Origin of the sequence: Anoxybacteroides tepidamans, from assembly GCF_014201465.1 — a bacterium.
GTDB lineage: Bacteria > Bacillota > Bacilli > Bacillales > Anoxybacillaceae > Anoxybacteroides > Anoxybacteroides tepidamans.
In genome coordinates this window covers 12,932-37,290 of sequence record NZ_JACHEP010000025.1, presented here as the reverse complement: position 1 = coordinate 37,290, position 24,359 = coordinate 12,932, and the positions used below count along the sequence as shown (strand labels likewise).

General features: G+C 41.4%; 16 protein-coding genes, 2 pseudogenes and 1 riboswitch. Of the genes and pseudogenes, 3 read left to right on the top strand and 15 right to left on the bottom strand.

The window, feature by feature from the left end; all coding sequences use genetic code 11:
• Positions 1–39: 39 nt before the first annotated feature.
• The 6 genes and pseudogenes from HNQ34_RS15055 to HNQ34_RS15030 form a co-directional block, all read right to left on the bottom strand.
• Positions 40–1,416 (bottom strand): DEAD/DEAH box helicase, encoded by a 1,377-nt coding sequence (locus tag HNQ34_RS15055; RefSeq protein WP_409978380.1) that lies wholly within the window; start codon positions 1,414–1,416, stop codon positions 40–42.
• 284 nt (positions 1,417–1,700) lie between these two features.
• Positions 1,701–3,077 (bottom strand): UDP-N-acetylmuramoyl-tripeptide--D-alanyl-D-alanine ligase, encoded by a 1,377-nt coding sequence (locus HNQ34_RS15050; protein ID WP_183255999.1) that lies wholly within the window; start codon positions 3,075–3,077, stop codon positions 1,701–1,703.
• 11 nt (positions 3,078–3,088) lie between these two features.
• Positions 3,089–4,177, bottom strand: coding sequence for a D-alanine--D-alanine ligase (locus HNQ34_RS15045; RefSeq protein ID WP_183255997.1), 1,089 nt, complete (start codon positions 4,175–4,177; stop codon positions 3,089–3,091).
• 155 nt (positions 4,178–4,332) lie between these two features.
• Positions 4,333–5,208: pseudogene (locus tag HNQ34_RS15040) on the bottom strand (MGDG synthase family glycosyltransferase); the annotation flags it as partial.
• On the bottom strand, positions 5,207–5,800 hold the full coding sequence (locus HNQ34_RS15035) for a DedA family protein (protein WP_183256018.1): 594 nt from the start codon (positions 5,798–5,800) through the stop codon (positions 5,207–5,209). The pseudogene HNQ34_RS15040 and the gene HNQ34_RS15035, both read right to left, overlap by 2 nt.
• A 72-nt stretch (positions 5,801–5,872) precedes the next feature.
• A pseudogene (locus HNQ34_RS15030) lies at positions 5,873–6,493 on the bottom strand (polysaccharide deacetylase family protein).
• Positions 6,494–6,681: 188 nt separating this feature from the next.
• Between HNQ34_RS15030 and HNQ34_RS15025 the strand changes: the two are divergent.
• Positions 6,682–7,755, top strand: a complete 1,074-nt coding sequence (locus tag HNQ34_RS15025) for an undecaprenyldiphospho-muramoylpentapeptide beta-N-acetylglucosaminyltransferase (RefSeq protein WP_183255993.1) — start codon at positions 6,682–6,684, stop codon at positions 7,753–7,755.
• A gap of 69 nt (positions 7,756–7,824) precedes the next feature.
• Here HNQ34_RS15025 and HNQ34_RS15020 read toward each other — a convergent pair whose 3' ends face one another.
• The 4 genes from HNQ34_RS15020 to HNQ34_RS15005 form a co-directional block, all read right to left on the bottom strand.
• Positions 7,825–8,805 (bottom strand): sporulation protein, encoded by a 981-nt coding sequence (locus HNQ34_RS15020; RefSeq protein ID WP_183255991.1) that lies wholly within the window; start codon positions 8,803–8,805, stop codon positions 7,825–7,827.
• A 102-nt stretch (positions 8,806–8,907) separates the two neighbouring features.
• Positions 8,908–9,564, bottom strand: a complete 657-nt coding sequence (gene ytaF, locus HNQ34_RS15015; protein ID WP_183255989.1) for a sporulation membrane protein YtaF — start codon at positions 9,562–9,564, stop codon at positions 8,908–8,910.
• A gap of 127 nt (positions 9,565–9,691) precedes the next feature.
• Positions 9,692–11,527 (bottom strand): APC family permease, encoded by a 1,836-nt coding sequence (locus HNQ34_RS15010; RefSeq protein ID WP_183255988.1) that lies wholly within the window; start codon positions 11,525–11,527, stop codon positions 9,692–9,694.
• Positions 11,528–11,627: 100 nt separating this feature from the next.
• Positions 11,628–11,769: riboswitch (cyclic di-AMP (ydaO/yuaA leader) on the bottom strand.
• Positions 11,770–11,922: 153 nt separating this feature from the next.
• Positions 11,923–13,263 (bottom strand): TrkH family potassium uptake protein, encoded by a 1,341-nt coding sequence (locus tag HNQ34_RS15005; RefSeq protein WP_183255986.1) that lies wholly within the window; start codon positions 13,261–13,263, stop codon positions 11,923–11,925.
• Positions 13,264–13,593: 330 nt separating this feature from the next.
• On the opposite strand from HNQ34_RS15005, the gene HNQ34_RS15000 reads away from it, so the two are divergent.
• A complete protein-coding gene (locus HNQ34_RS15000) occupies positions 13,594–15,531 on the top strand; it encodes an LTA synthase family protein (RefSeq protein ID WP_183255984.1) in 1,938 nt (645 codons plus the stop codon).
• 645 nt (positions 15,532–16,176) lie between these two features.
• Complete coding sequence (locus HNQ34_RS14995) at positions 16,177–16,641, top strand: DinB family protein (RefSeq protein ID WP_183255982.1); 465 nt, start codon at positions 16,177–16,179, stop codon at positions 16,639–16,641.
• Positions 16,642–17,397: 756 nt separating this feature from the next.
• On the opposite strand, the gene HNQ34_RS14990 is transcribed toward HNQ34_RS14995, so the two are convergent.
• The 5 genes from HNQ34_RS14990 to HNQ34_RS14970 all read right to left on the bottom strand — a co-directional run bounded on the left by HNQ34_RS14990 (position 17,398) and on the right by HNQ34_RS14970 (position 23,763).
• Positions 17,398–19,086, bottom strand: a complete 1,689-nt coding sequence (locus tag HNQ34_RS14990) for a methyl-accepting chemotaxis protein (RefSeq protein WP_183255980.1) — start codon at positions 19,084–19,086, stop codon at positions 17,398–17,400.
• A gap of 346 nt (positions 19,087–19,432) precedes the next feature.
• Positions 19,433–20,464 carry an ABC transporter substrate-binding protein gene (locus HNQ34_RS14985; RefSeq protein ID WP_183255978.1) on the bottom strand — a complete coding sequence of 344 codons (1,032 nt, stop codon included), beginning with the start codon at positions 20,462–20,464 and terminating at the stop codon, positions 19,433–19,435.
• Positions 20,465–20,673: 209 nt separating this feature from the next.
• Positions 20,674–21,534, bottom strand: coding sequence for an ABC transporter permease (locus HNQ34_RS14980; protein WP_183255977.1), 861 nt, complete (start codon positions 21,532–21,534; stop codon positions 20,674–20,676).
• Positions 21,535–22,317: an ABC transporter ATP-binding protein gene (locus tag HNQ34_RS14975; RefSeq protein WP_015375175.1), complete on the bottom strand. Its 783-nt coding sequence runs from the start codon at positions 22,315–22,317 to the stop codon at positions 21,535–21,537. It lies immediately after the preceding gene.
• An 18-nt stretch (positions 22,318–22,335) separates the two neighbouring features.
• The gene (locus HNQ34_RS14970) at positions 22,336–23,763 is read right to left on the bottom strand and encodes an 8-oxoguanine deaminase (RefSeq protein ID WP_015375174.1); all 1,428 of its coding nucleotides are present in this window, start codon (positions 23,761–23,763) and stop codon (positions 22,336–22,338) included.
• Between the last annotated feature and the right edge of the window lie 596 nt (positions 23,764–24,359).

Genomic DNA, 24,359 nt, shown 5'->3' with positions numbered 1-24,359 from the left:
GCAATCATAAAGAAAAAACGATGCTTTTCGCACCGTTTTTTATCGCGCTACACGCCGTTTTTTCGGTTGTCGGTTCCGAGATGTTTCTTTTGTTTGCCCACTTTTTCGATTGACGCGTTTTTTCTCTTTTTTCACCGGAAGCGGCGGTTCTTCTGTCAATGTCACTGGCGTTGTATCCGGTTCTTTCGTGAGCATTTTAATACATGCGGCTACAAGCGAAACGGAGTCGTGTTCTTCCAACAGCTCTTCCGCTGCTCGTTTGTAAAACGATAAATTTTCGTTTTCAACGATCGACAGCAGCTTGTCAATGGCGATGCGCTGCTGTCCTTCTAGCGCTTCATCAAGCGTCGGCGGCTTCATGCGCTCCATTTTTCGCTTTGTCGTTTTTTCAATGTTATGAAGCTGACCGATCTCTCGAGGTGTCACAAACGTCATCGCCACCCCTGTTTTTCCGGCGCGGCCTGTACGGCCGATGCGATGGACATAGCTTTCAGGGTCTTGCGGAATGTCGAAGTTATACACGTGCGTGACTCCGGAAATATCAAGCCCGCGCGCCGCTACGTCGGTTGCGACTAAAATTTCAATTGCCCCTTCTTTAAATTTGCGGAGCACAGACAGGCGTTTCGCTTGGCTTAAATCGCCATGAATTCCTTCTGCTGCATAGCCGCGCAAATTCAGCGCTTCCGCCAATTCGTCGACGCGCCGCTTCGTGCGGCCGAACACAATCGCAAGCTCCGGCGCTTGAATATCAAGCAAGCGTGTTAAAATATCAAACTTTTTCTTTTCTTGAATTTCTAAATAATATTGTTCGATATTCGGAACGGTCATTTCTTTCGCTTTTACTTTGACAAGATGCGGATCTTTCATAAACCGCTCCGCAATGCGGCGAATCGGCTCCGGCATCGTCGCCGAGAAAAGAAGCGTTTGCCGTTCAGTCGGCACATAGCTTAAAATTGCTTCAATATCTTCGACAAACCCCATATTTAGCATTTCATCCGCTTCATCTAATACGACCGTATGCACTTGTTCTAACCGAAGGGTTTTCCGGTTGATGTGGTCAATAATTCTCCCCGGTGTCCCGACAATAATATGCGGCCGTTTTTTCAATGCGCGAATTTGCCGCTCAATATCTTGCCCCCCATAAATCGGCAAGACGCGAACGCGCTTCACGGAGCCGATTTTGTACAGCTCCTCGGATACTTGAATCGCCAATTCGCGGGTTGGGGCGACGACAAGCCCTTGAATGGCCTCATTTTTCGTGTCAACTTTTTCGATTAACGGAATGCCGAACGCAGCCGTTTTTCCCGTACCGGTTTGCGCCTGTCCGATCACATCTTTATTTTGCAAGCTTAACGGAATTGTTTCCGCTTGGATCGGGGTCGTTTCTTCAAACCCCATTCGGCTGATCGCCTTCATTAATTCGTTGCTTAATCCTAATTCATGAAATGTTGTCAATGTCGTTCATACTCCTTTTACTTACTGTTCAAAACCGTTCTGCCCAAATGGAAGAAAGGGCCTTGGACATTATGATTTTTATCATACCATTTCTATACCCCGTTTGCAATAAATACCATCTTCAAATATTTTCCTTTTAAAAATGCCTAGCTTCTCTGAATCTCCATATATGTCTAACAGGGCATCTATCATCACTCTAGTCAAAAATGAAAAAAAGAGGAGGAATGCAGTTACCTCCTCCACGATCATTGCAATTCATGAATGATTTCCTCTAGCTTCATTCCTCGTGATCCTTTAACCAGAATGACGTCGTTTTCAGCCGCAAGTGAGCGCAAATCGTTCGCCAATGCTTGTTTATCATCGTACGCTCTGACCCTTCCCTCCGGAAATAAATCTTGGGCCGCTAACGCAATTTCACTAGCTAGCTTTCCGTATGTCCATACGTAATCTATCTTCTCCGGTCTTAGCATTTCCCCTATTTGCCGGTGAAACTCGATTTCTTGCCTGCCAAGCTCGAGCATATCGCCTAACACTGCGATTTTTTTATCATAGCCCGTTAATTCAAACAACAGCTCCAGCGCTGCTTTCATCGATGTCGGGCTGGCGTTGTAGGCATCGTTAATGATCGTAACGCCATTTTTTCCTTTGACGATTTCCATGCGCATGCGAGTAATTTGCAACTGAGCAAGAGCGGTTTTGATTGCTTCCCAGTTTACACCAAAAAAGCGGGCTACCGAAATCGCAGCCAACGCATTATGCACATGGTGTTTACCTAAAACTGGAAGGAAAAGTGGCTGCTCTGGCTCTTGATTGACCGTAAACACCGTTCCGTCTGACTCCAAGGAAATAGAAAGTGGATAATAGTCGTTGCCTGCTTCATGACCGAACGTGATCGTGTGAAACGGCAGCTTCATCTGTTGTATTTTCGTCTGTAAAAGCGGTTCATCTCCGTGGTAAACAAAGACGCCGTTAGCCTGCAATCCAGAAATGATTTCTAGTTTTGCCCGCGCAATGCCATCGCGTGACCCTAGCTCTTGCAAATGCGATTCACCGATGTTGGTGATCACCGCCGCATCCGGCTCGGCAATGTGCGATAAACGTTCGATCTCGCCAAAGCCGCTCATCCCCATTTCGACAACGGCCATTTCCGTATCTTCTTTTAAGCGAAGAAGCGTCAGCGGCAGGCCGATATGGTTGTTTAAGTTCCCTTCTGTTTTTTGCACTTTATACGTAGTCGCCAATAATGAAAATAACATATCTTTTGTCGTCGTCTTGCCGTTGCTTCCTGTAATGCCGATCACTTTCACCGCAAGCTGCTTCCGATAACGATGGGCCAGACGCTGGAGCGCCTGTAATGTGTCATCGACGAAAATAAGCGGAACATTTTCCGGCGGATTTGGTTCACTCTCAGACCATAGCGCCGCGCTCGCGCCTTTTGCGAATGCTTCAACTACAAACGCATGGCCATTAAAGCTGGCGCCTTTTAATGGAATATATAAATTGCTTGGTTGAATCGTTCTCGTATCGGTCGAAACACCGGTTATGGTGACGTCATAAAACGATTCGTCAAGGCCATATCCATTCACCATTTCTTGAATCGTGCGTAATGTGCGCGTAATCATGATTTCACCTTCTAAAACGTGTATGTGATCGTTTGTTTTTCTTCGTGACGTTCGATCGCCAGCTGAACGAGTTTCTCGATGAGTTCTGGATAAGGAACACCGCTATGCTTCCAAAGAAGCGGGAACATGCTGAACGGCGTAAATCCCGGCATCGTATTGACTTCATTAATGTATACATCGCCATCCTTCGTTAGGAAAAAGTCCGCCCGCACTAGCCCGGAAAGATCGAGCGCTTTAAATGCGGCAATGGCCATTTGCTGAATCGTTTCGTATTCTTCAGCCGTAATATCAGCCGGAATGATTAACTCGGTATTGCCGTCTTCGTATTTCGCTTGATAGTCATAAAATTCTTTTTTCGGGACAATTTCGCCAACAACCGAACAAGTTGGGGAATCGTTTCCGATGACGCCAATTTCCACTTCACGGCCGACAATCGCTTCTTCGACAATGATTTTCCGATCATATTGAAACGCGTTCATAAACGCCTGCCGCAAATCTTCCCGTTTTTTGCATTTTGTGATACCGACGCTTGACCCAGCGTTTGCCGGCTTAACAAAACAAGGATAGCCGAGCTCTTTTTCGACTTTGTCATAAGTGACTACTTCGTTTTCGCGCCATTCTTTTTTCAAAAATGATACGTATTTCGCTTGGCGCAGTCCCGCTTGCGCAAATAAGTTTTTCATGATCACTTTATCCATCCCTACCGCGGAAGCAAGCACGCCGTTTCCGACGTAAGGGATGTTTAATAGCTCAAGCAGCCCTTGCACCGTTCCGTCTTCCCCGTTCGGCCCGTGCAAAAGCGGAAAAATGACATCGATCGCATCCTCCATTTTTTGGTTCTTTTCAGCAACAGCAGGCGCCCGATTTAACGCAACCGGTAAAATGGCCCCCGCTTCCGGCTTCATTTGCAACTGTTTCACATCTTGAATGTCGCCTGTTAATTTCTCGCCTTTTACCCATTGTCCTTCCGTTGTAATATAAATGGGAATGACATCGAACTTTGTCTTATCAATCGCATTCATCACCGCCATGGCCGTTTGTAACGATACTTTATGTTCAGGCGATTTTCCACCGTACAAAACTCCTATGCTCGTTTTCATTGGAAAGCCTCCTCTTCTTTTTTCACAATCTTTATTGTACCACGTTTTCCATTGCGATCGTATGATACTTTTATATGACTCGTAGAGGTTGTTTCGCTACTTGACGAAACTGAAAAACACCATCTAACATGCAGAGTACAGGTTAGATGGTGTTTTTAATGCGAAAGAACATGATAGCCTTTAGCTTGCATCAGAACAATATGTTTTAAGGCATCTTGGGCTGTTTGTTCGATTTGGGCAAAATATTCGGCAATGCGCCGCGAAAAACGGCTCTGTTCTATTTCGTCATGCAGCACATGCCAAATTTTTTGCTCATAATGGCTAAGTTCGCTTAAATTACAAATGAGTCCTTTTTCTTCTAAATAACGCAAATTAATTTGTTCTTGTCCGGGCAAATACCCAATTGTAAATAGCGGTATACGCTTATGTAATACTTCGCTGACCGTTACCCAGCCCGGTTTTGTAATAATTGCATCCGCTTCTTCGTATAAACGGTTCATCTCTTCAATGCTAGATATATAAGGGAGCGGCCGAATATGCGGCTGTTTCCAGCGCAAAATTTCTTCGTAAAGCGCCTTGTTATTTCCGCACAAAACTGAATAAAGAAATCGGTTCGTTCCGTTCATTTTTTGAAAAAAGTCAAGAATATTCCCAAGCCCTTGATTGCCTCCCGCAATTAATAAGTGTGGGCGCTGCTTGACTCCTTTCTTTTCATTTTTCCGTGCCATAAACGTTTCATGAACCGGAATGCCCGTGACGATCACGCGTTCTTTCGGAATTTTATATTTTCTTACTAATTCCTGCTTTGCCTCCTGATGCGGAACAAAATGGTAATCGATGCCTTTTTTTCCCCAAATGCCATTCATAAAAAAGTCGGTATATACGTTAATAACGGGAATATCGATCAGATTTCTTTTTTTTAAACGCTGTAAAATGCGCGAAGGGAACGAATGCGTACAAATAATGAGATGGGGCTTCTCTTTCTCTAGCATCCGTTTCATCTTATGCTCGAAATACGGTAACCATGGCTCAAGATAGTTGTTTTTTATTAAAGATTTGTTTAATCCATAAAACAACCAAAAATAGAAAAAACAGGATCATTCCGATTAAAGGAATCGAAGCAAGCGGAATGTGAATATGCTGGCCTAAAAACATTCCAACTAACATAATAGGAACGATCCATAATAATGCCCCTATAGAGGAGAGAAGCAAAAACACACGAAACGGAAACCGAATGCCACCTGCCATATACGGTGAAATTTGCCTCACTCCCGGCAGGTAAAAGCCAAATAAAACGAACCATTTTCCGTATTTACGGAATAATCCGTTCGCTCGCTCCCATTTCTCTTCTTTGATTCCTACGTATTTCCCATATTTTCTCATAAGCGGGTGGCCGAAGAAAAATCCCATCCCGTAAGCTGTTACCATTCCTATTGTAGCACCGAGCCAGCTAACGATAAAACAATATGCCCACGCTAATTGCTGTTGTGATACTAATACGCCAAGAAAAAACAACAAACTTTCTTCCGGTGCAGGAATGCCGACAATGCCAAAAAAGAGGAAGAGGAAAATAATCAAATATCCATATGATTGTATATACGCAAAAATAACGGTGGTAGCGATATATTCCTCTCTACATCGATGAAATCTGTTTTTTAGTTTGCGCATTCAGCGCATCGCTAATCGTGACCCATTTCATTTTTTAGCCTCCTCTTCCTTAAACAACATCTCTAATGCTTTGATCATGTTCTCCGGAGCTTTCTTGTCCGCCCCTAACGTTTCGCCGCTATCATGAAGTACAATGACCGCTCCATCTTTTAGGCTGCTTTTTAAACGGTGAAATAATTCCATAACGCTTATGTTTTCCTTCCAATCTCCAAGTATGTCGGTCCATATAATCGTCTTATACTTCTTTTGCAACAACCACGTACATATATTAAAATGCCCCCAAGGTGGTCGGTAATAAATCGGATGTTGTCCTGTAATGGTCTCGATCACATCGTCCGATTTACGCAATCCCCACTGTAAAAATGGTGGAAATACAATCCAGTTGCTGATATGATGATAGTTATGCAGCCCAATTTCACGGCCTTCTTCATACATTCGTTTGACGATCTGTGGATATTTTTTTGCTTTTGCGCTGACAACGAAAAAAAGTCGCCTTTACGCGATGTTTTTTAATAAATCTAACAATTGCGGGGTATAATATGGGTCAGGACCGTCATCGAACGTTAAAGCAACCGCTTTTTCCACTTTTTCTTTTTTATAAATGCGCAATCTTGCTTTGCGGATGACAACGGTCGGAATGACTCCCATATACAGCAACAAAACATAAAAAAAGATCGAGCCACTTCATCTATGCACCTCTTTATTATCCACTCGATTATGATTTTCGCACACTTCTAGGTTATTCCTTGCTATAATACATACGGAACGAGGAAAGAAAAGATTTAAAGAATAGAAGTATATTTCCATCATAAATGATGAAAAGATAGGTGATAAGATTGAATAAAAAAATTATGCTTACCGGCGGCGGGTCAGCCGGACATGTAACGGTTAACTTAGCGCTAATTCCGAAGCTGAAAGAACGAGGTTGGGATGTTTGCTATATCGGTTCGCATCACGGCATTGAGCGAGAACTGATCGCGCAGCTAAAAAATGTGCCATATTTCCCGATTTCGACGGGGAAATTGCGCCGCTATTTTGATTGGAACAATTTTAAAGACCCGTTCAAAGTCATAAAAGGAACGCTTGAAGCTTACCGGCTGATCAAAAAAGAAAAGCCGAGCGTCGTGTTTTCTAAAGGGGGATTCGTTTCGGTTCCCGTCATTATCGGCGCGTGGTTAAACGGCGTGCCCGCGATCATTCACGAATCGGATATGACGCCAGGACTGGCCAACAAAATCGCGATGCCGTTTGCGACGAAAATTTGCGTGACATTCCCAGAAACACTTCAACACGTCAACGAACAAAAAGGCGTTTACGTCGGCGCAGCCGTTCGTGACGAACTAAGGCAAGGGAACGCCGACAAAGGACGGGCGTATTGTCAATTTACAAACGATAAGCCTGTTCTTCTTGTGATGGGGGGAAGCCTCGGCTCGAAACGCATTAACGACACGTTACGGGCGAATTTGCAGACACTTCTTTCCGATTTTCAAATCGTCCATATTTGCGGAAAAGGAAATGTCGATGCGCAACTGGCAGAGCAAAAAGGATATAAGCAATTCGAATACGTCCACGAAGAGCTTCCGCATCTTATGGCGATGGCCGATATCGTCCTATCGCGGGCCGGTTCGAACTCAATATTTGAATTTTTAACATTAAAAAAACCGATGCTGCTCATCCCGCTGTCGAAAGGGGCGAGCCGCGGCGACCAAATTTTAAACGCCCGTTCGTTTGAAAAAGCGGGGTATGCAAAAGTGTTGATGGAAGAAGAGTTGACGGACGACTCGCTGCTTGATGCCATTTATACACTATATCGCGACAAAGACGAATACATTCGCCGCATGCAGCAATCGGAAGCAACTGCCGCATTAAACAAGCTGCTTACGCTTATTGAGGAGGCAAAAAATAAATAAAAACGAAACATGGCATCTGTATCTTAAGATGCCACGTTTCGTCTTATCACTTCAATCAGAAAAATTTTTCTATAAAATATCGATATCATCATCGCCGTCGAACCAGTCGCCTACCATATCCTCCACTTGATCGCCGACATCAAACGCATCTTCTACTACATCCTCGATTAGTTCTTCCGCCACCATGCCAGCAAGCATTCCGGCGGCAAATCCGCCGATCGCTCCCATCATTCCATGTCGGTGATGGCGGGAAGGATAGGCATGATAATATCCCGGATCGTGCGGGACATACGGCTGGTGTGAGATATAGGACGAATGGGCATACATTTGCGGCTGGTGTACCATCTCTTGCAATAACATATGCCATTTTTGCGCCAATCCTTCGACGTCGTTCACTTCATCATAACTAAAGAACACATCCCGTTTTAATTCTCTCTCACCGAACCCCAATATTCCATTCAATACATCGACTTCAAGCTGCAAGCGAATACCGTGTTCCTCAAAAAAAGCGAAACATTCAATTTCTTCAATCACACCTCGAAACGACTCTGTCGGGAAAAATGCAAACTCTTGTCCATGCGCCGTGATTTTCCCAGAAGTTGGCTTTTCACGAAAACCGAGCTTGTCTAATGCGTAAAATATTTTTTCTAACGGCACCGGCAGCAAGATGCGAATGCTATCTTCATCCACTGCATCGACTCCGTCGGCAATATCAAGCCGCGTAACGAATACATACTCTACCCCATAACGCGTGACTGGCAAATGGAGTGGCAACGTATAAACGAACGGCAATACTTTTCGCTCTCCCGGATGAAGCATAAACGATGACGCAACCGGAATGACCGCAACAGTCTGACGGTGCTGCTGGCCATTCGCATGAACGATAAGGCGAAGCTCCACATCCAATTTACGAATATGTTGCTCTGTCATCCCGCCTTCAACGAAAAATTCGCCTTCGATCTTTTCACCGACTCGCACATGCGGATGGTGTAATACAAGATTGATTTTCGCCGAACCGATTCCTAATTTGGATAATAGTTTTTTAAACATGTTTGCTCCCTCCTTATTGCTTCTAGCTTATTGTTACGAACGAACAGGCAAAAGGATTCAAAAAATCCTAAAGGCTACCGCACAAACCTTTAGGATTTTTTGCTAAAAAAACATTTTCGAAATCCCTAAACAAATTAAAATCGCTCCCGGAATCATCGCCGCTTTTTTCATCGCTTTAATTTTCGCAAATTTATACCCTGCTTTTAGTCCAAAACGAATGAACAAAAGATTTAGCAACGATACGAGCAAAGCAAGCATAAGCGGCGAATATCCTAGAAACGAAGCGCTTAAGCCCGCCCCGAACGCATCCATCGATAAGGCAAATCCAATCAGCATCGCCTCGCTCATGCTGATGCTGCCTGATCCGTCCAGATCAGCCAACGATGGTCTTTTTAATATTTGGATCACGACCCCAAACCGTTTCAGATGAACGCGCCATATTCGCATTTGTGCTGTTGGGCGGGGCGCAACATCTTCCAGTTCATCTTCCCGTTTCCTCAATACATTGTAAATAGCCCATACGCCCAGCGCAATTAAAATGCATGCCGCAATCGATTTTTCCGCACGAACAGGCAACAACAATACGAGAAATGAACCGACATACATAGACACTAACAACATCAAACCAGAAAACAGCGCAATAACCATCATCGATGGAAGCGGAAATTTCATTTTCCGCATCCCGTACGTCACGCCGACGCTCAAACTGTCAAGACTTACCGCTAACGCTAACATTATCATGGATACATATTTCAGCATCGTTTCGTTCCCCCTGCGTTACTATATGCACCATCGTACGCAGAGGAAACTCGTGTACACTCTTCACCGTTTTTCGACGAGCTTCGATTTCCAAGGAAATATTTTTCCCTGTTTCGACATTTCCCCACTATTCTTTTAAATGATATGGCAGCGTAGCGATTACAATATCTTTTTTTAGAATTAAAAAGAACCTTAAAACAATCGCCGTCTGGTTATGCAATAATGTGTGCCACCATTTTTTCACAATAAACTGCGGCATTAAAATCGTAACCGGCGCTCCTTTTGTTTCTTTTTCTACCTCGTTAATATAATCCAACATCGGCGAAAGGATCGTCCGATATGGGGAATAAATAATTTTTAGCTCAATATCCGGATAAAATTTCTCCCATTTCGCCCGCAACCTTTGTTCTTCATCCTCATGAAAAATAATCGAAATCGCTGTAATGTTGTCAGAAATGCTTCTTGCGTATTGAACCGACTGAGCCACGACTTTGCTTACTCCCGAAATCGGGATGATCACTTTTGGCTTGACGATTTGTTCACGCCGTTTCCATTCTTGTTCATCGAGCTTTAACTGTTCCCCCAGTTTTTCGTAATGGGCGCGAATTTTATAAAACATCACGACAAGAAGCGGAATGGAAATGATCACAAGCCATGCTCCTTGCGTAAATTTCGCGACAACCGTAATAATCGTGACTAATCCTGTCACAACCATCCCTGTCATAATAGTGGCGAGCGTAGCTGCATTGCGTCCGTCCTTCTCTTTCCATATCTTCTTCACCATTCCGAACTGCCCAATGGTAAAAGATAAAAAGACGCCAACGGCATATAACGGAATAAGGGAGTGCGTTTCCCCATGGAACACCACAATTAAAATGATCGCTAATACGCTAAGAAGGATAATCCCGTTTGAAAAGACGAGACGGTCACCGCGTGCAGCTAAGCTTCTCGGCAAAAATCGGTCGTTTGCAATAATCGATGTGAGCTGCGGGAATCCGGCAAAACTTGTATTCGCGGCCAACACTAAAATGAGCATCGTCACCATTTGAAACAAATAGAAAAAGATGCTATTTCCAAACACGTGCTGCCCGATTTGCGAAATAACCGTCTTATGCTCCAACGGTGTTACACCAAATCCAGCCGCTAAAATCGTAATGCCTAAAAACATCGTTCCTAATAAAAACGACATCCATCCCATCGTAATCGCCGCGTTTTTCGAGCTGTCCGGCTTAAACGAAGGAACGCCGTTGCTAATCGCCTCTACTCCTGTCATTGCCGAACATCCGGAAGCAAACGCCCTTAATAAAATAAAGACTCCGTATCCTGATGAAAAGAAATGCTCCGCAGACGCATGCTCGCGATAATTGAAGCCGTTCCATCCTTCATGCCATAATTGCCAGCCGCCAACGGCAATTAACACTAGCACCGAAATAATAAACAAATACGTTGGATAGGCGAACACCGTTGCCGATTCGGTAATGCCGCGTAAATTTAAAATCATTAACAACAACACGAGTGCGATAGCAATATGCACTTTCCACGGAAGCAAGCTCGGAAACGCGGAAGTTACTGCCGCGACACCGGAGCTAATACTCACCGCCACCGTCAACACGTAATCAATCATCAATGCCGCACCAGCAACTAAACTCGTCGTCGTGCTTAAATGATCTCTCGCGACGACGTAAGCGCCGCCGCCAGACGGAAAGGCGTAAATAATTTGTCGGTAAGACAATGTCACAACGACCAACAGTGCTAAAATTGCCAACGCAATCGGCAATGAGAAAAAAAAGACACCCGTTCCTATCAACATGAGCACTAACAAAATTTCTTCCGTCGCATACGCCACAGATGAAAGTGCGTCTGATGAAAACACAGCTAACGCTTTCCATTTTGGCAATTTCTCGTGTTTCAGCCGTTTTGTTTCCATCGGCGATCCAATTAACAATCGTTTAATCGAAGCCATTTCTCCTTCTCCTTTTTCGTTCCCTATAGTTAGCTTTATTTTGCGCATTGTAAAGAGAAAAAAACAAAAAGCCGCTAAGGATGTCCCTAACGGCTATACTACATCCCTCCCATCACGCTTACGAGGTTAGCTGTCGGGTTAGGGCCGTGAGAGTAGCCCATCCTTTATCAGGATTCACCCCAAGTAACAAATGTTACAACGTCGGTTCCCCCGCTCCATCACGGATTCAGCGATTTATCTTATACGTGATCAATCATAGCTGATATGTTACTCTCTTCCACTTCTATTGTAAAGAAGCGAAAAAAAGAGATTAGGAAGGAAACGGCTGATTTAATCGATTTTTTATCTCGATTTTCGTTTCTTTCTTACACTTGCTTTTCTTTTTTGCTTTATGCTTATCCAATCATAATTTTCCCTTTCGGATAACGGAATGGATCCGGTTTGCGGTGCAATGTTACCGCATAGGCAATCGTCAGCGGACCGACCCGTCCGGCAAACATCGTAAAAATAATGAGCGCTTTCCCAAACGGCGACAATTCCGGCGTCAATCCCATCGATAAGCCGACCGTCCCAAACGCCGATGTCGCTTCAAATAAAATCATTAAAAAGTCGTGTCCACGCTCGGTAATTGTTAGTAGCATCGTCACCACCATCACAATAAACAAGCCGCTTAACGTCACCGTTAACGATTTGTAAATGGTATCATATACAATTCGTTTTTTAAAGAAAATGACGTCTTCTTTTCCTTTAATTTGCGACCAAACGGCACCGAGCAATGTCGCAAATGTCGTCGTTTTAATTCCGCCTCCCGTTGAGCCAGGAGAGGCGCCGACAAACATCAAGAAAATTATTAAAAACAACGTTGGTTGGGTTAAATCTGAAATATTTAGCGTATTCGATCCGGCCGTTCTTGGTGTCACCGCTTGAAAAAGCGACGCTAAAAATTTTCCGAGCGGAGAGAGGGGCTGCAATGTTTTCGAATTGTTAAACTCCAATAAAAAAATAAACAACGTACTAAATACGACTAATAAACCGCTCGTCACAAAGACAATTTTTGTATGCAGCGAAAACCGACGCGTTTGCCGATATTCATATATTTCATTCATTACAATAAACCCGATGCCGCCGAGTATAATGAGCGCGCAAACCACAAGAGTTACAAACGGATCATCGACATATCCCGTTAAACTGCGAAATTCCCCCATTAAATCAAAACCTGCATTATTAAAGTTCGAAATAGCGTGAAACATGCCAAAATAAAACGCCTTTAATAACGGCATATCAAATGAAAAGCGAATCGTTAACAAAAGGCCGCCTATGATTTCAATGACAACCGTAAACACTAACACCCGTTTGACGAGCCGAACAATTCCTTCAATCGATAAATTATTTAACGCCTCTTGAAGCAGCAAGCGCTCCTTCAATGAAATGCGTTTGCCCACAAGAAACGCAAAAAACGTCGCAAACGTCATAAACCCTAATCCGCCAATTTGAATTAAAAACAAAATAACTAGCTGCCCAAACAACGTAAACGTCGTGCCCGTATCCACCACCACAAGCCCTGTCACACAAGTCGCTGATGTCGCTGTAAACAACGCATCGATCCAAGGAAGACCTTTCCCGTCGTTTGTGGCAATCGGAAGCGTTAACAGCATGGCCCCAAGCAAAATAATCAGCGCAAACCCGAGCACTAACACTTTCGGAGGGTCAAACGTATATTTTCTCATTTGTTGCATCTTCTCCATACCTCCCGTCATCACATCAACATTCCTTTTATACCCCATCATAATACATGTAAAAAATATACCAAAAAATGCATTCATCTTGTACAATGATTTTTAGAGAATATCACTTCTTTTATACCCATTGGTTAAAATTACAAAAAGACCATATGATGGATTTGACGAATGCTAAGTGATGTATTATGCTACTTGACATGAGGATTTTGTTGTATAATATATTCGGCGAACATTTTACCGCAATCTACGGTCATAAACATAGCAGATACTCCATATATTTAAAAATCTAGAATGAGAGAATAAGAGAAAATAGAGGTGAACAGAAAGATGAAGGGGCTCAATAAAACGATACAATGGTTCCAGCGCTTGTCGGATTCACATCTCCGCTTTTTTGTATTAGCGGTGTTTTTATTTTGGATGAAAACGTACGCAGCCTATCGAATCGAGTTCAATTTAGGCATCAGCAACTCGATGCAACAATGGCTGTTATTTATCAATCCAGTGAGTTCAGCGATTTTCTTCTTCGGTTTAGCCCTATTAACAAAAGGAAAACGTCCATATATTTGGCTCATTGTTGTTGATTTTATTTTATCGTTTATTTTATACGCGAACATCGTCTATTACCGATTTTTTAGCGATTTCATCACCTTCCCAACGCTGACGCAAACGGACAATTTCAGCAATCTTGGCGGAAGTGTTTTAGAATTATTAAAATGGTACGACTTTATTTATTTTTTGGACACGGTCGTTTTGATCGTACTCATTTTCAAACAACGTGCCAAATTACAGCCTATTTTTCTAGGACGCCTACAAAAAAATCTGTTGTTTGCAACAGCTGTGTTTATGTTTGTAACAAACTTGGCATTGGCGGAAATTGACCGTCCGCAATTATTAACAAGAACGTTTGACCGCAACTATATCGTGAAATATTTAGGCATGTATAACTATGTCATTTACGATGCGATTCAAAGCATGAAATCGTCCACGCAGCGCGCGTTTGCGAATAAAAGCGACGTCACAACCGTTTTAAACCACGTACAAGCAACGTATGCAAAGCCGAATCCGGCTTACTTCGGCAAAGCAAAAGGTATGAACGTCATCTATATTCATTTAGAGTCGTTCCAAAATTTTTTGATTAACTATAAGTTAAACGGGCAAGAAGTGACACCGTTTTTAAATTCGCTGACACGTGAAAAAAATACGATGTATTTCGATAACTTTTTCCATCAAACAGGACAAGGGAAAACGTCGGACGCCGAGTTTATGTTAGAAAACTCCTTGTTCGGATTGCCGCAAGGGTCAGTCTTTACAACGAAAGCGCAAAACACATACCAAGCCGCACCGGCCATTTTAGGACAGCTCGGCTATACGTCTGCGGTCTTTCACGGCAACTATAAAACGTTCTGGAACCGCAATGAAATTTATAAATCGTTTGGATTCGACCACTTCTTCGATGCCAGTTATTATGATATGAACGATCAAGATGTGTTAAACTATGGTTTAAAAGATAAACCGTTCTTTAGAGAATCGATTCCGTTATTACAAACGTTAAAAGAACCATTTTATGTAAAATTTATTACGTTATCGAACCATTTCCCTTACTTGATCAATGAAGAGGAGGCAACCATTCCACCTGCCACAACGGGCGATGGTTCGGTTGACCGCTACTTCCAAACAGCGCGGTATTTGGACGAAGCAGTGAAAGAGTTTTTTGATTACTTGAAGCAATCCGGTCTTTACGATCGCTCGATTATCGTTTTATACGGCGACCATTACGGCATTTCGGACAATCATAACGAAGCGATGTCACAAATTATCGGAAAAGAAATCACGCCATTTGAACACGCTCAATTGCAGCGCGTACCGTTATTCATTCGCGTTCCTGGTGTCAAAGGTGGAATTATGCATCAATATGGTGGAGAAATCGACGTATTGCCAACCGTACTCCACTTATTAGGAATTGATACGAAAAATTACATCCAATTTGGCACCGATTTATTATCGCCGCAGCATCAACAAATCGTTCCATTCCGTAACGGTGATTTCGTTACGCCAACCGTTACAGCGATTAACGGAAAATATTATGATACACAAACAGGCGAACCGATCGAGAAAAACGATGACATTAAACGTGCCGAACAAATCGTCCGGACAAAGCTAAGCATGTCCGATAAAGTCGTATACGAAGACTTATTGCGCTTTTACACACCGAAAGGATTCAAGCCGGTAGACCGTTCGAAATACGACTACAATCACCGCCAATAACCCAACGACTCAAGTCGTGGGCTTGAACGCCCCATGTTGACCAGACCAAGACTTGAAACATAGTCTACGTTATCGATGTCATGACACGTCGGGGTGCTTCCCAAGCCCCGTCCTCTGTCGTGCAAGGTTAAACAAGCGTGGTGGGTAGCGCTAGTGTCTTGCACATGACAAGCATCGATCACATGGTCGAGGAGAACATCACCTGCTTTGTGCAGAGGAAAGGGGAGAACCCGATGGTTTTTGTATTAGACACAAACTACAAATATATTCGTATCATTCAACGATTGGATGGGTACACGTATCGAAAGGAGGGAATGAAACTTGCGTAAAGCGCAATTCCTCCCAGTCTTTAGACGAGGGATTCCTTGCGCAAGTTTCGTGAAGAAAAATAAAAACTAATTTTTTAGCTACTTGGGGAAGCTGTTCAAAAAGCTCTAAGAACGGCTTCCTCTTTTCTTTTTGCGCTATAGATAACATGTCTAGCCAATGACTGATGGCGCAAAAAATGGATGATGGGCGGTATAACACATAATGTTCGAGTGTGTTTCAATCACTTTGCATATATTTCAAGCCGATTTTTTGCAAAACGCAATTTTTCGTCTTAACATGGAAGTGACATTGATTTCTCTCAAGGAGGGGTTGCCTATGAACCGAGCAAACCAGTTTGTTCAATATTTTTTAGCTCACCGCAATGTTACAGTCGAACTCATTAACAAAATTGAAAAAGAATATTATGACTACAAACCAACGCCGACATCCATGCCGGCAAAAGATCTAGTCACTCACATGCTTTTTACATTTTATAAATTTGCAAAAGTCGCAAAGAGCGGCAATCCAGCATTATTCAGAGAAAAAATTGAGGAAACAGAAACGGATCTTCAGAAACTTGCAGAAGCGTATACAGAAAAGACAAAAAGTTTGTTAGAGTCCCTTACAGACGAAGATTTCGATCGCATGCTTGACTTAACACAAATCTTTGGAGCGCAACTCTCTGTAGCACAATTTCTCCAATCCGCCATGGACCACGAAATCCATCATAAAGGACAGCTTTTCGTGTACGTACGTGGAATGGGACATACGGAACTTCCTTTATTTATTAAACGCGGCTAATACAAAAACCAGATGATTATCCAAACAGGATAGACGCAATTTGAAATTTTAACGTTTTCGTCTTTTATGGAGTAATCGGTATGTTTCGACTGTTCGGTCCTCTGTCACGCGAAGGCGTGACGAAGGCCAGTCACAGACTTGCCTCCGACAGTCGAAAAATAGGGAGTCTGCTTTTTCGTCAGCCACAAGTTAAACCTTCCAGTTGTATTTATATATTTTTATATGCGTCGGCTCCTCCCGTGGCTTCGTTGGTTTTTTCAAACCAAAGGGAAACAAATCCTTGGGTTGCTCGATGAACCACTCTCTCAAGCACAAGAGTGGATTCAAAAAATGGAGGAGAGTTGTTTGGAGAAACGGATCCAAGCGATGTGGAATGAACAATCGACTCATTTTTTAGCGAATAGATTCAGTACCTAATTTGTTTCTTTTTGGGTTCATCACCACAAAATGTACTTGACAAACTGATGATGTTGTGAAGCGAGGGATACCGCTTATCGTTTATTTAACTTTCATTTACAATTATGTATAAACAAGTATCAAGTCCGCTTTTATTAAAAATCAAGCACAACTTTTGGTGAAGATCTTCTTTTTGGTTCTACTTCCAAAAATAATCGATTCCACAAACCTTTTGCGTCGACGAGAGGAAAGGATCCGGTATGATGAAGGCAGTTCGGGACTTTCACCCTATAGACTACACCCATGCCGGGCGCACCACAAAAGGGGAAGCCATTGAAGCTTCCCTTTTTCTATAAAAACTTAAACTTTAAATTTGCGAACTAGTTCCTGCAACTCTTCAGCCATATTTGCCAACGATTTTGCTACTGATGTGATTTCCTCCATTGAAGCAAGTTGTTCCTCGGTAGAAGCAGCGATTTCCTCGGATGTTGCCGCATTTTCTCTCGCAACTGCCGATAATTCATTAACAGTTGAACTCAACTCTTGAATCCCTGCAGAAGTTTGTTGCACTGTTGCAGAGATGTCTTCCAATTGTGTTTGAAGCATTTTTGTACTTTCCGAAATTATATTGAATTTCTGGGCTGTTTCTTGTGAGATGTCGATTCCACTCTTCACATTTTGTGTAGCTTGCTTCATCATTTGAACAGTATTTTCCGTATCTGTTTGTATGCTAAAGATCAGTTCAGCAATCAGCTTCGCTGATTCTCGGGATTGTTCTGCTAATTTTCTGACTTCGTCAGCAACAACAGCAAATCCTTTTCCGTGTTCCCCTGCTCTCGCAGCTTCAATCGTAGCATTTAACGCAAGAAGATTGGTTTGATCAGCAATTTGACTAATCATATTTAATATAGATCCAATCTCTTTTGAGCGTTCATGTAACATATTAATCATTTCTTCTGATTTAGATACAGATTGCTGAATGAAGCTCATTTGTTCTACTGTTTTTTTGACTGATTCCTCACCATCTTCTGCCTGTGCCATCATTTGTACTGATAAATCTGCAATTGCCGCGGAACGATCTGCGATATTAGCAACCCCTTGTGCCATTTGTTCCATGGAAGTAGCGCTCGATTCAATTCGACTTGTTTGATTCTCTGCACTGTTTGCTACTTGCTGAATACCTGTTGAAACTTGTTCAGTTGCCAGTGCAGTTTGATCTGCACTTGCTGTTAGTTCCTCGGAAGAAGCGGCTACTTGCTCTGCTGCAACGGTTACATGTTTGAATAGATTGGCCAAATTTTCCCTCATTTTATTATAACTATCTATAATTTGACCAATTTCATCATGAACATCATCTTTAATATCTACAGTAAAATCCCCTTCTCCTGCCTGTTTAAGAGCATTAGAGACAGATGTTAGTCTCATACGAATTTTTCGTGTAAACCATAAAACAACAACGGCAGAAATGATGAGTACTGCCAGTATTGAAATAATCAACGTTTTGAAAAGAGAAGAAACAGCGGAATTAACATATTTTTGAGATACGCCTATAAAAAAAATTCCTATATTTTCTCCGTTTGAATTCTTAATAGGCATGTATGCAGTTTGATATGTTTCTCCTAAAATTTCCGCTTCACCAAAATAAGTTTTTCCTTCTTTTAACACAGTGTTTGAAACTTCCTCTGAAACAGTAGTACCAACAGCACGTTTACCATTTTGTATAATAGTCGTTGCTACCCTAGTGTCATTTTGAAAAATAGTAACAGCACCATTTACTAATTTTCCTATTTCATCAACAATTTCGTAATTATGATTCATTTTTGCATTTCCCTTGTAAAGATCTCCATCTTTTAACATCCAATCGCCCTTATATTTCTCATCAATATATTGATAAGCTAATGCGAGATTAGATTTGACTTTTTCCACTATTACCTTTTTCATGCCTTCGGTAATCTGAACGTTTGCAACAAATAATGATACTCCTGATAAAAAAATAACAACACCTAGTACAATTAGATTGATTTTTGTTACAAGTTTTAATTTCTTCAATTCTGTTCATCCTCCCATTCCCTGCTATGACCATGGTTACAATTATAATCATAATAAAATATAAATAAAATCGGATTATATTCCTAAATGTGTACAGAACTGAAAAAACATTCACTGTTGCCCATCTAAAAGTCAACACGTAACATGCGTAGATCACGGGATTTACACCCCAATATACCAAAACAAAATACAAAAGATAGTATTGTGTTGTGTCAAAAAACATGTATCAACCCTATCTTAGGCTTGTCTGTTTATAAATTTAAGTTAGCGAATTTGCTCAAGTACAGTTATTTATAAAACAAAAAACTGAGCAACCATCAAGCTGCCCAGCTTTTGTTTTCAGATTTTACTTCGATTCACGTCTTGGCAAATATTTGGTTGTAAAAATTTCTTTTGCATCAAACGTCTTTTCTAATAAACCTAGATCATACAACTGTTTAATAAGTGTTGCCCAGCGTTCTTCAGTCATATACCCGACTCCATGCTCTGCTGCATCCCCTCCATATACAAAATCTTTTTGTGCTTCCGCTTCAAATTTCAAAGATTCTAACTCCATATCAGTGTTGTTTTTCTGAATCACTTTATTGATCTCTTCGTAAGAATCTTTATATAAATACCATCCTTCAACAAAAGCCTCTACAAAAGCTTTTACAGTTTCTTCATTTTTTTCTAAATAGTCTTTTGTAACATATAAGACTATGTTATACGGATTATACCCTGCATCAGATATTAACTTCGTTTCGACCTCTACTCCATCTTTTTTTAAGAAGAACGGCTCTGATGTAACAAAGGCTTGGCTTACGGAATTGACATCGCTAATAAAATTCGAATGTTGGCCAGTATAAGCTAATTCTTGTACATTATTTAAATTGTATTTTGATTTTAAAAAATCCCAATACGTAATACCAGGTTGAATATACACTTTTCTTCCATTTAATTCATCAAAATCATTGATTCCTTTCCCTTTATGGAACATTAATGCTTGCGGGCTTCCTTGCATGGCAGCAGCTACGGCGACTAACTCAATTCCTTGATTTCTAGCAATAACCATTTGGTCAGCATGTGCAAGTCCAAAGTCAGCACTTCCAGATGCAACCATTTGAATAGAGGATACTTGCGGCCCGCCCGGTTCAATCGTGACTTTTAAACCTTTTTTTTCAAATAATCCGTTTTCTTGTGCTGCATACAAACCGCCATGCTGCGCTTTAGGGAACCAGTTTAATACAATTTTTACATCTTTTAAGTTTTTTTGTTCTTCATTTGAATTGCTATTTCCCTCGCTTGCCGAACTGTTCGACTCTTGCCCACTGCAGGCGGCAAGGATAAACATGAATATAATCCCAATTAATAAAAAATTTGCTTTGCGCAATGCCTTCATTTTATTTTCCCCCTCGTATAGCACTTTGTTTTTTACTATCAAAATTGTAGTTTTGAAAATATTAAGCTGCTCCCAACTTTATCCTTTAATTCAGCAAGCCATTGGCTATTAATTGCTCTGATTTTAAACTTAATTCCACTCATGCCAGTAATAAGCAATATTATGTTAAATTTATATAAATCTCTTTTTAAACGCGCATTGCATAGATTTTATTTGTCTCCCTTCATCGCTGATTCGTGCCATGATCTAAGCATGAAATGAGAAAACAAACTTATGAGAAGGTAAAAGACAATCCCAAAAATAGCAGCGGCAATTCCACAAGCAAATAAATATGGTGTTTTTAATTGAACAGCTGCGACCGTAATACCATAACCTAAACCACCTTTCCCTCCGCCAATCCCTGCTATATATTCACCCGTAATAGCACCAACGATAGATAGTGTGCTAGATATTTTTAACCCGGTCATCATGTAAGGCATAGCAGCTGGTATTCGAAGCTTCCACATTCTTTGCCATTTTGACGCATTATATAAAGTAAATAATTCGCTCATGTTTTTGTCGACTGAATTCAATCCCATTAAAGTATTTGAAATGATGGGAAAAAATCCGATTAAAAATGAAATCATCACAATCGAGTTGAAGCCTGAACCGAACCAGATAACAACGATCGGTGCAACGGCCACAACTGGTATCGTTTGTAAAATAACCGCATATGGGTAAATGCTTATTTCTAAAATTTTGGAACTAGCTAATAAAACCGCGACGCCAATCCCAATGATGGCACTTATTAAAAATCCAATCACAGATTCAGCTACCGTTATTTTTATGGCTGGCCATAATAAATCCCAATCTTCAATCGCCGCTTGAATAACATCTGTCGGTTTTGGAAGTATAAACGGCTTCACACCAACCATAATCGGAACAAACTGCCATAAAGAAAGAAAAACAACAAGCGCAACAATCGGACCAATGAACTTCCATTTTGACTTGTTCCGTACTTTAAGTCTGCCAGTATTATTGGGTTGAGTGACAATTTCCTTCGTTTGAGTGGTTGCTGTTTGTACAGACATTTATCCCAACTCCCTTCGAGTTGTACTATCCTCAAGACTTCGCGCGGCAATATTGACATACTCTGTAAACCTTTCATCTGTTCGCTCCCTTGGATAAGGAAGGTCGACATCGATAATAGAGGATAATCTGCCAGGCCGCGCTGACAACACTGCAATTCTAGTAGAAAGATATACAGCTTCATATACATTATGGGTCACGAACAAAATCGTCATATTCTCCCTTTTCCATATTTCGAGCAGTTCCGTCTGCAAAGTCTGTCTTGTAATCTCATCTAATGCAGCAAACGGTTCATCCATTAAAAGCATTTTAGGTTTTGCAGCTAACGCCCGAGCAATAGACACTCTCATTTTCATTCCGCCGGATAACTGCCTAGGATAAGATTTTAAATGATCTTTTAACCCCACCATCTCTAATACTTTGATCGCATCCTCTTTACGTCTTTTTTTATCAGCCCCCCTTAATTCTAACGGTAATAATACGTTTTCGAGCACTGTTCTCCATGGAAGTAAATTAGCATCTTGGAAAACAAACGCAATATCATTTGTATTTTTTATAATTTCTTTAGGGTTTTGCCCAAACACTTTTACCTTGCCCTCAGTAGCTTCGCCTAATCCTGCTACCATTCTTAATGCCGTTGATTTCCCGCAGCCTGATGGACCGAGGAAACTTATAAATTCCCCTTCTTTTATCGAAAAATGAAATTGGCTTAAAGCGACAGTGCCAGTATTGTAAATCTTACTAACATGTTGAAATGAGACAACTTCGTTTTGAATTGCGTCCACCGCTATCCCTCCTCATAATTATTTTGTTAGAATAGCTGAGTTTGTTAATCTCGATTTTCTATAATTGACTTTTGTATGCTTTGCAGCCGTTTCCAGCATTTTTTCGGCAGCTTTTTGCGCCCGAATGGCAAATTGTTCTTCATCGATATTCACGAGACGCCCTTCATCTACAACAATCTTCCCGCCAACGATGGTCATATCAACTTGCGGTGTGCCCGCAAGAATCGGAAGCGCCGTATCATTAAAGAGAGCACCGGCAAACTCTAATCGATTCGTATCGATCAAAAACATATCTGCAGCCTTGCCGACTTCTAAGGAACCAATGGCATCTTCCCAGCCAAGCACTTTAGACGAACCTCTCGTTGCAATCGATAAACAATCTTCAGCGCTCAGCGCTGTTGTTCCATGCTGAAGATTATGGAGCAAGTTCATGATTTTTAAATCAAGTAATAGATTAGATGAATCATTGGAAGATGAACCATCGACACCAAATCCCACTTTTACTCCTGCATGTAACATGTCCATAATTCGCATCGTTCCGGATGCCATTTTCATATTGCTGCTCGGACAATGAGCAACTCCGCAGCCGCAAACACCTAGCTTTGCAATTTCCTTGTCATTAAACCAAATTCCATGCGCATACCACACGTCACCGCCAACCCAACCTGTTTCTTCCATTAATTCTAACGGACGCATGCCAAGCTTTTCTCTGCAAAAGTCCTCTTCATCGATCGTTTCCGCCAAATGGGTATGCATCCGAACACCATAACTGCGGGCTAAATTTGCTGATTCACGAAGCAAGTCTTTACTAACTGAAAATGGCGAACATGGTGCAACACCTACCCGCAACATTGAAAATTTACTAGGGTCATGATAGGTTTCAATAACCCTCATGGAATCTCGAAGAATAACATCTTCGCTTTGAACGACTTCATCTGGCGGCAATCCCCCTTTTGATCTACCTAAACTCATAGAACCTCTAGTTGGGTAAAAACGAATTCCAATCTCACGCGCTGCCCGTATTTCTTCATCGATTAATTCCCCACTTACTCCATTTGGAAACACGTAAAAATGGTCAGCGGTTGTTGTACAGCCACTTTTAAGCAATTCGCCTAATCCGACCATAGCACTTAAATACACATCTTCTGGCTTTAAATGGCGCCAAATATCGTACAAAGTGATTAACCAATCAAACAACTCAACATTCTGCACCCAAGGGATATTTCGAGTGAAAGTCTGATATAAGTGATGATGTGTATTGATTAACCCCGGATAAACAATTTTTCCACGTGCATCAATAACAGTGTCCGCTGTCTCAAAAGGCAAATCATATCCGATCGCTTTAATTTCTTGTCCAACAACATACATGCTGCCGCCTGGGTATTCCGTTCGCTTTTCGTCCATCGTAATGATGTTTTTGGCATTTTTTATTAATAATGTCCTCATTTGTTCAACCCCTTATATGCCAATCTTAATTTTTATGTTAATTTTTATAACATTACACGTAATATATTCTTATTATATATGCTTTTTAATAGTTTAACATTAGAGGATATTTACAATTTTGAATATTTTTTTGTGCATTTTAACTAAATTTCTTTCGAATGATATTATTTATAACAATTATATGTAATATATTTTAACAAATAATACAATCACCTTATGAAAAGGATTCAATTAAAAAACTGTAGTTTCCCCTTTTTTGCTATTTGTTCAATAAAAAAAGCCCAGTTAACTGAGCTAATGAGCCCTTCGTCAACTACCACTGCGTCTCCATTATTTTTTACCTTCTATGATAAATCACCGATGTTTATTTGCCCTTTTCTTGTAAATTAGTACGTTATTCCGGAACAAAATGGCCATTTTTTGCAAATCCAAACGTTTTTTGCGCGTTAATCCAGCAAAAATCTGAAGTATTGTGCAAATTTCCTTCTTTGCTTATAGAGTACTAAATATGAAAAAGGAAATTTTGACTTTTTTTGCCGAAAATTTATCTCTGATTTTTCAACAAAACAACCGTTAATACTCCCTACTCTCCTAAG

Coding starts and splice junctions, on each gene's coding strand:
- HNQ34_RS15010 (WP_183255988.1), bottom strand. CDS start 11,527: ATGGCTTCGATTAAACGATTGTTAATTGGATCGCCGATGGAAACAAAA.
- HNQ34_RS14995 (WP_183255982.1), top strand. CDS start 16,177: ATGAACCGAGCAAACCAGTTTGTTCAATATTTTTTAGCTCACCGCAAT.
- HNQ34_RS14985 (WP_183255978.1), bottom strand. CDS start 20,464: ATGAAGGCATTGCGCAAAGCAAATTTTTTATTAATTGGGATTATATTC.
- HNQ34_RS15055 (WP_409978380.1), bottom strand. CDS start 1,416: ATGAAGGCGATCAGCCGAATGGGGTTTGAAGAAACGACCCCGATCCAA.
- HNQ34_RS15020 (WP_183255991.1), bottom strand. CDS start 8,805: ATGTTTAAAAAACTATTATCCAAATTAGGAATCGGTTCGGCGAAAATC.
- HNQ34_RS15000 (WP_183255984.1), top strand. CDS start 13,594: ATGAAGGGGCTCAATAAAACGATACAATGGTTCCAGCGCTTGTCGGAT.
- HNQ34_RS15050 (WP_183255999.1), bottom strand. CDS start 3,077: ATGATTACGCGCACATTACGCACGATTCAAGAAATGGTGAATGGATAT.
- HNQ34_RS15045 (WP_183255997.1), bottom strand. CDS start 4,177: ATGAAAACGAGCATAGGAGTTTTGTACGGTGGAAAATCGCCTGAACAT.
- HNQ34_RS15005 (WP_183255986.1), bottom strand. CDS start 13,263: ATGCAACAAATGAGAAAATATACGTTTGACCCTCCGAAAGTGTTAGTG.
- ytaF (WP_183255989.1), bottom strand. CDS start 9,564: ATGCTGAAATATGTATCCATGATAATGTTAGCGTTAGCGGTAAGTCTT.
- HNQ34_RS14970 (WP_015375174.1), bottom strand. CDS start 23,763: ATGAGGACATTATTAATAAAAAATGCCAAAAACATCATTACGATGGAC.
- HNQ34_RS14980 (WP_183255977.1), bottom strand. CDS start 21,534: ATGTCTGTACAAACAGCAACCACTCAAACGAAGGAAATTGTCACTCAA.